Genomic DNA, 6,182 nt, shown 5'->3' with positions numbered 1-6,182 from the left:
CGACGCGCACCGGGTCACTATCGCAGCACCACCGGTTTGATCGTCAAGTCGCCGGCCGGCACCCACGCGCCCACCCCGGCCGTGAGCAGCCACCGAGACGGCGACCCGGCCGGACCGACGGCCTCCCCGGGCCGCGCGCCGCGACGATGCCACCTGGCTCGCCTACGCCCTGCTGGCGCTCCTGGCGCTCAGCACCGCGGCCGCCGTCCTACGCTGGCTGGCCGCGAACTGGTGGATCCCCGCCGCCGCCGTCCTCACCGTCGGCACCGCCGCCGCGGTCGTCCTGCGACACCGCGCGCTGGCGGCGCGCGAGCACCGGCTGCGCGCCGCCCAGCTGCGTCTGGCGCTCAGCGGTCCGGGCGGGATCGACCACATGGCACCGGACGCGTTCGAGTACGCGGTGCGCGATCTGCTGCAGCGCGACGGCTGCCATGCACGGAAGGTCGGAAGGGCCAACGACCAGAGCGTGGACGTCCTCGCCGAGGGCCCGGCGGGCCGGCGCTGGGCCGTGCAGTGCAAGCACAAGCAGGACCCGACCAGCGGCAAACCGGTGGGCGTCGGCGTCCTGTACGCCCTCGCCGGCACCTACCAGCGCGCCCACCGAGCCCATGTCGGCGTCGTCGTCACCAACGGCCGCTTTCCCCGTGAAGCCCATCGCTGGGGCACCGAGTACGGCATCCAGCTCGTCGATCGCACCGCCCTCGCCCGCTGGGCAGCTGGCAACCAGCCACTCTGGGACGTCCTACCCCGCATCCCCGCGCCTCGCAGCGGCCACCACCACTGACCCCGCCTCCGACTACTCTGCGTGCACAGGCGTGAGGGTGCATGTGCAACCGGCGATGTCACGGCGGTGACGGGAACTCGGCCCGTGAACGGCTGCCCACCGGCTCGGGAGTGCGGCACGGCGCCCGGGCACCGAGGGCCGCGAGCATCTGGTCAGGGCAATGGCACGGCGTGAAGGCAGACATGGCAGCCGGGCCCCGGCAACGCGGTGAGCGGCCGGGCCACCTCTCCTTCGATCGCCACCCGGAATGCGCCCGCCTCATCTGCGTACACCAGTTCCCCGGCAGCGGTGTACGCGCCGGTGAGGTGGACGACGACGACCTCGGGCGGCCCATGCCGGCCGGGCGGGCCGAGCAGGGTGACCGCGTAGCGCTGGGGTCTGTCCATCGGTTGCCTCGCCTCATTCGGTGTGCGGTTGGGTGCTTGCCAGGGCGGCGCGGAGCGCTCCGCGCTGGCGGGTCGGGTCCGCTGCTTCAGGCGACGGCGGCCAGGTCCGCGCGACCGAACAGCAGGGCGTAGCCGCGGGGCAGGTGGGCGAGGAGGCGGTCGGTGAGGGTGTCGTTGGTGAGGGTGGTGAGGGCGGCCAGGACGGAGGAGGCGTCCCAGCGGGCGGCGGTGAGGCTGGTGCCCAGGGTGCGGGCGAGGCTTTCGACGAAGGCGGGGGCGGTGACGGGATGGGGCAGGGGGATCTGGGCGGCGAGGACGGCGCGGGCCCGCTCGGGCAGGGCTGCGGCGAGGTCACAGCGTTCGTCGCCGGTGAGCTGGGATCCGAGGAGGGCCAGGACGGCGTCGAGGGCGCGTTCGGCTTCCTCGTCGGTGGGGTAGCGGCCGAGGTTGCGGACCTGCTGGAGGAGGTGGCGGTAGCGGGTCATGACCGTGGGGCCTTCCAGGGCTGGCCGCTGGGCGGGCCGGCGGCGTGGGGGGGGTGGTCAGGGCCGTGTCCCTGTGGTCGGGCGGCCGAACAGCAGGTCGTAGCCGGGTGGCAGCTGGAGCAGGACCTGGTCCATGAGGTCGTCGCCGGCGGCGTCGGCCACTGTGGACAGGACGGCGCCGATGTCCCACAGGGCCGTAGCTTCGGTGGCGCCCTCGATCCAGGCCGCGGTCGCGCGCACGAACCGCTCGGCGTTGAGGGGCTCGGCGGCCTGCAGCGGGTTGAGCAGGATCAGGGCCATGGTCTCGGGCAGTCGGGCGGCCAGTTCGGCCCGCACCTCGCCGACCAGATGGGCGCCGCGCAGGGCCAGGACCACCCGGGCGGCCCGCTCGGCCTCCTGAGGGCTGTCCTACTCACCGCGCTCCCGGACCTCTTCCAGGAACGCCTCCCATCGAAGCGTCATCGCGGTTCTCCCTCCGTCCCAAGGCCCGGCGCGCCCGGGTGACCTCAAGGCTCGACGGCCAGGCGCCGGTGCAGCCCGGTCAGCTTGAGCAGCCGCATCACGCAGCGGCCGGCCCCGCGCAGGACCAGGCGGGCATCGCACCGGTCTGCCTGGTTGCGGGCCCGGACCAGGGCGCCCAGGCCCGCACAGTCCATGAACGTCACCTCTGACAGATCCAGCACCACCTCCCGGTGCGACTCGAGCGCGGTGGCCAGAACACGGCGCAGCGAGGGTGCGGTGTCGAGGTCGATCTCGCCGTGGGCTCGCACGATGAAGGGCTGGTTGCTGTGGCCGTTCATGGCGTTTCCGCGTCGCTGCGGGTAGGCCGGTCCGGGCGAGGCCGGCCCGGCGGTCGGGGGGTGTTCCGGCCGCCCCTGTCGATCGAGGGGGGAGAGATCGGGAGCGGCCGGAACGGCATCGGGGAACGGGTCAGGCCTGGATCTGCTTGCGGCTTCCGCTGTGGCTGATCTCGATCTTGCGGGGCTTGGCCTTCTCGGCGACCGGGATCTTCAGGGTCAGCACGCCGGCGTCGTAGTCGGCGGTGATCCCGGCGGGGTCGAGGGTGTCGGAGAGCATGACCTGGCGGGAGAACACGCCGAGCGGGCGCTCGGACAGCTCCCACTTGATGTCCTCGCCTTCCTGGCGCGGGCGGCGCTCGGCCTTGACGGTCACCATGTTCCGCTCGACGTCGATGTCGATCGCGTCCGGGTCGACCCCCGGCAGGTCGAAGCAGATCACGTACTCGTCGCCGGCCCGGTAGGCGTCCAGCGGCATCGGTGTCGGACGCGACCAGGTGCCGGTCGTGTTGAGGAACTGCTGGGTCAGCCGGTCCAGCTCGCGGAACGGGTCAGTGCGCAGCAGCATTGCGAAACACCTCCACTGATCGAATGGGTGCCAGTGCGCTTCACCTGACTCCTTTCTAGCGCGTCATCGATCCGATGACAAGTTTCCATGTCGCCTATAGAGTGACTGCATGAGCGAGAAGTCCCGCAGAGCCGCCCCCTACGCCTCCCCGCCAGCCGAGCCCGTCTCGTTCCTGGCGGCCGCGGCGGCGCTGGCCGCCATCGACGACGCCGTCCGCACCGCCCAGAACTCCGCGTCCCGGCCGCCGACCGCCCCTGACGAGCACGGTGGCCCCGAGCAGGCCCTGGCCGCACTCGTCCTGCTGCGCGAACTTCGCGGCCAGCTCGCCGGCTGGGAAGCCGGCCTGGTGGAGAGCGCCCGGGAGGCCGGCGCCACCTGGGCCGACCTCGCCCACCCGATGGGCGTCGCCAGCCGCCAGGCCGCCGAGAACCGCTACCTGCGCCTCAAGCCCGCCGCCGACGCTTCGCGGTCCGGTACCGGCGCCGAACGGGTCAAGGCCGTCCGCGACCGGCGAGCCGCCGACCGATCGGTCACCGTCTGGGCCCGCGACCACGCCGCCGAGCTGCGGGTCCTCGCCGCCCAGATCACCACGGCCGCACTCGCTCCCGCCGCCCGTCCCGCCCAGACCGCCCTGACCGCCGCCCTCGGCGCCACCGACCCCGCCGACCTCATAGAGCCCCTCGCCGCCATCCGCCCCCACCTCGGCACCGGCCAGGGCGACCTCGCCACCCGCCTCGACACCCTCACCCACCACACCACCCAGCTCCGCGATGACAGCGACCGACGCCGCACCTGACCCTGCAACCGCCGCCGAAAGACGCTGGCAGGACCTCCTGGACCGGATCCACGACCTCGAAGCACGAGTGGCCACCACCACCAGCACCGTCAACGCCGCCCTCGACCACCACCTCGCCCGGCTCAACGCCCTGCGCCACCACCTCGCCCACCCCAACTGGCCACTGCCCGCCCCCGATCCGGACAGTCCCCCAACCACGCCGACGGACAACCGGCCGGCCTGACGAGGCTGGGAACCACCGCAACCACCCCGGCCGCCAGAACCGGCTCCCGTGTCCCACCGGCCGCCCAGGGGGCCGGTCAGCGCTGGTGGTCTCCGGCGACGTACCGGCTCCAGGCGCCGGTCCAGGTCGCCGACCCACTCCTGCGCCCACGTCCGCAGGCCGGCGATCGCGTTGTCGCCGAGGCCGTACGCGGCGAACTCGGCGTCGTCGATCCAGTCCGCGCCGGCCAGGCGGTCACGCAGCTCGGCCAGGTCGAAGGTGTCGCGGGCGTGGCGGCGGTCCGCGAGGGCTCGTATCTTGGTGCCGACGACGTCGTCGACGCGCAGGACGGGGCCGAACTCCAGTTGGACGGCGGGCTTCCAGAGGTGTTCCTTGAGGACGTCGACCTCGCAGCTCTCGCCGGTCCCGGGGTCGGTGACGACCAGGCGCCCCGACAGGGGGACGACCTCGACCTCGTACACCGCCCAGCCTCGTTCGACCAGGCCTGCGGTGAGTGCTTCAGCGATCTCTTTCATCGCGGCCGGGTGCTCGGCTGCCACATCCAGGTCCTGGCTGAGCCGGTCGGCCAGTCCATGGGCTTGGACGGCGTAGCCGTCGGTCAGCACGAGACGGTAGGGGGCGCCGACGGCGAGGACGTCGGCCAGCAGGCGCCGGTGGAGCGGGGTCAGTCTCACGCCGCGGCGGCGGGGCGGGCTGCGGTCGCGAGCTCGGTGAAGGCGGTCTCCCACACCGTGCGGATGGCGGGGCCGACCAGTGTCCTCAGCACCGGCCACTGTGCCACGAGGAGGCCGGCGTCTAGGAGCTGTGGAAGGTCCTCTCGCATGCCCTCGTTCAGCACGATCCGGTACAGGCCCATTCGCTGCCGCGGCTGTTCCAGGTCGAATTGCGAAGGCCCGACCATGCGAGGTGCAGCGGAAGCTCCACCCGGCCGGCCGTCGGCCCTTCCAGTTCCCCGAGGGAGCGCGGAAGGCGGGCGGCCGGTTGCCCGGAACGGCTGTCGGCGGAAGCAAGCGGCGTCATGCAGACGATTTTCCCCCTCCTTCCCGGCCGGTCTGCGGACACCCGGGCATGGGACTACTGATACCAGTCGTCTCCACCCTCGGCGAGTGAGCGTCCAAGGTAGTCCCGCAGGTCACGGGCCGCCCAGCGGCGGCTGTCGGTCTCGTGTTCCCAGACGAAGATGTCCGGCCTCCGTGGCGTCTGCACGAAGGCGAACTGGTCGCCGCCACCGTTGTCCCCGAAGAACAGAAGGGCGTCGAACGGCATGTACAGCTGGGCGAAGGAGCCGTCCGACCGGAAGTAGACGTTCTGCTCGACGATCTGCTCGATGCTCCAGACGGTGTCCACGCCGATCTGCCCGACGATCCCGTTGCTCTCCAGCAACAACTGCTTTAGCCCGGCCGGCAGCTCCTCCCCGAGCTTCCGCTCCGCCTCGGCCAGGACTGCCTCGTCCGTGGGATCTCTGAAATCGGCGCCGGGGAACACGTCACGGGCTACTTGTCTCCACATGACCCGGAAGCGTAGCTATCCCGGACGACAAGCTCACGCGGGACGACCGCGCTCAGCGACAACACGATATGGAACGCCACCCCACCAGCTTCGAGGTGACTCGGCCTTGATATGGGCACCGCCCGCCCAACAGATCCTCAATACTCCGTGGTTATCCCGCCCACCTACTGTGACAATCACCCAGTGAAAGAAGGCCCCACCTCGCCGATGCCCGTCGTCCTCGGCATAGACGACCTCCGCCCCCTTCCCCAGGCCACGCGGATTGCCCGCACCAGCCGTGAGGGTATCCAGCTTCTGGAAGAGCACCGCAACAGCTTCATTGACGAGCTGTGGCTCGACCACGATCTCGGTGGCGACGACACCATCATGCCGGTGGTGACCCTCATGGAAGAAGCCGCCTTCAACGGACAGCCTTTTCAGATCGGAGCTGTCTTCGTCCACAGCGCCAACCCCATCGGTGCCGAAACCGTCGTCAGGTCACTCACCCGCTGGAGCTACCACGTCCAGCGGACAACGGCCTAGAGAGGCCAGCCGCCCCGGCTATTGAAGTTGAATTCGTGATGTCGCTCGGATGGGTGAAGCAGTAGCGTTCGCCTGCCGTTGGAGGGTTGGTCCCGGTAGTCGTGTGCTGTGA

9 protein-coding genes and 3 pseudogenes are annotated in these 6,182 nt (G+C 71.3%); 4 read left to right on the top strand and 8 right to left on the bottom strand.

The features are described from left to right. Nucleotides 1-373: 373 nt before the first annotated feature. Complete coding sequence (locus AB0O19_RS38340; RefSeq protein WP_363626370.1) at nucleotides 374-784, top strand: restriction endonuclease; 411 nt, start codon at nucleotides 374-376, stop codon at nucleotides 782-784. 152 nt (nucleotides 785-936) lie between these two features. Here AB0O19_RS38340 and AB0O19_RS38335 read toward each other — a convergent pair whose 3' ends face one another. The 5 genes and pseudogenes from AB0O19_RS38335 to AB0O19_RS38315 form a co-directional block, all read right to left on the bottom strand. Next, the gene (locus AB0O19_RS38335; protein ID WP_363626368.1) at nucleotides 937-1,170 is read right to left on the bottom strand and encodes a DUF6296 family protein; all 234 of its coding nucleotides are present in this window, start codon (nucleotides 1,168-1,170) and stop codon (nucleotides 937-939) included. Between the two features lie 86 nt (nucleotides 1,171-1,256). Then, the gene (locus tag AB0O19_RS38330) at nucleotides 1,257-1,655 is read right to left on the bottom strand and encodes a DUF2267 domain-containing protein (protein ID WP_363626366.1); all 399 of its coding nucleotides are present in this window, start codon (nucleotides 1,653-1,655) and stop codon (nucleotides 1,257-1,259) included. A 57-nt stretch (nucleotides 1,656-1,712) separates the two neighbouring features. Continuing rightward, nucleotides 1,713-2,117, bottom strand: a pseudogene (locus AB0O19_RS38325) (DUF2267 domain-containing protein). A gap of 44 nt (nucleotides 2,118-2,161) precedes the next feature. Then, entirely contained in the window at nucleotides 2,162-2,455 is a 294-nt protein-coding gene (locus AB0O19_RS38320) for an STAS domain-containing protein (protein WP_363626364.1), read from the bottom strand. Nucleotides 2,456-2,585: 130 nt separating this feature from the next. After that, nucleotides 2,586-3,020 carry an Hsp20/alpha crystallin family protein gene (locus AB0O19_RS38315; RefSeq protein ID WP_363626362.1) on the bottom strand — a complete coding sequence of 145 codons (435 nt, stop codon included), beginning with the start codon at nucleotides 3,018-3,020 and terminating at the stop codon, nucleotides 2,586-2,588. A 109-nt stretch (nucleotides 3,021-3,129) separates the two neighbouring features. On the opposite strand from AB0O19_RS38315, the gene AB0O19_RS38310 reads away from it, so the two are divergent. Together AB0O19_RS38310 and AB0O19_RS38305 are read left to right on the top strand one after the other, a co-directional pair. Beyond that, nucleotides 3,130-3,816: a type III effector protein gene (locus AB0O19_RS38310; RefSeq protein WP_363626360.1), complete on the top strand. Its 687-nt coding sequence runs from the start codon at nucleotides 3,130-3,132 to the stop codon at nucleotides 3,814-3,816. After that, nucleotides 3,791-4,039 (top strand): hypothetical protein, encoded by a 249-nt coding sequence (locus tag AB0O19_RS38305; protein ID WP_363626358.1) that lies wholly within the window; start codon nucleotides 3,791-3,793, stop codon nucleotides 4,037-4,039. The genes AB0O19_RS38310 and AB0O19_RS38305 overlap by 26 nt, the downstream gene beginning before the upstream one ends. 110 nt (nucleotides 4,040-4,149) lie before the next feature. Here AB0O19_RS38305 and AB0O19_RS38300 read toward each other — a convergent pair. The 3 genes and pseudogenes from AB0O19_RS38300 to AB0O19_RS38290 form a co-directional block, all read right to left on the bottom strand. Beyond that, nucleotides 4,150-4,713: pseudogene (locus AB0O19_RS38300) on the bottom strand (nucleotidyl transferase AbiEii/AbiGii toxin family protein); the annotation flags it as partial. Beyond that, nucleotides 4,710-5,059, bottom strand: a pseudogene (locus tag AB0O19_RS38295) (transcriptional regulator). The pseudogenes AB0O19_RS38295 and AB0O19_RS38300, both read right to left, overlap by 4 nt. Before the next feature lie 54 nt (nucleotides 5,060-5,113). Beyond that, nucleotides 5,114-5,548 carry an SMI1/KNR4 family protein gene (locus tag AB0O19_RS38290; RefSeq protein ID WP_363626357.1) on the bottom strand — a complete coding sequence of 145 codons (435 nt, stop codon included), beginning with the start codon at nucleotides 5,546-5,548 and terminating at the stop codon, nucleotides 5,114-5,116. Nucleotides 5,549-5,731: 183 nt separating this feature from the next. Here AB0O19_RS38290 and AB0O19_RS38285 point away from each other — a divergent pair, with 183 nt between their 5' ends. After that, nucleotides 5,732-6,070 carry a cyclic-phosphate processing receiver domain-containing protein gene (locus AB0O19_RS38285; RefSeq protein WP_363626355.1) on the top strand — a complete coding sequence of 113 codons (339 nt, stop codon included), beginning with the start codon at nucleotides 5,732-5,734 and terminating at the stop codon, nucleotides 6,068-6,070. Nucleotides 6,071-6,182 lie beyond the last annotated feature (112 nt).

The sequence above is a fragment of the Kitasatospora sp. NPDC091276 genome, from assembly GCF_040684355.1.
Lineage (GTDB): Bacteria > Actinomycetota > Actinomycetes > Streptomycetales > Streptomycetaceae > Kitasatospora.
Note: the sequence above shows the minus strand (reverse complement) of the source record. Positions and strands in the feature narration are given on the sequence as shown.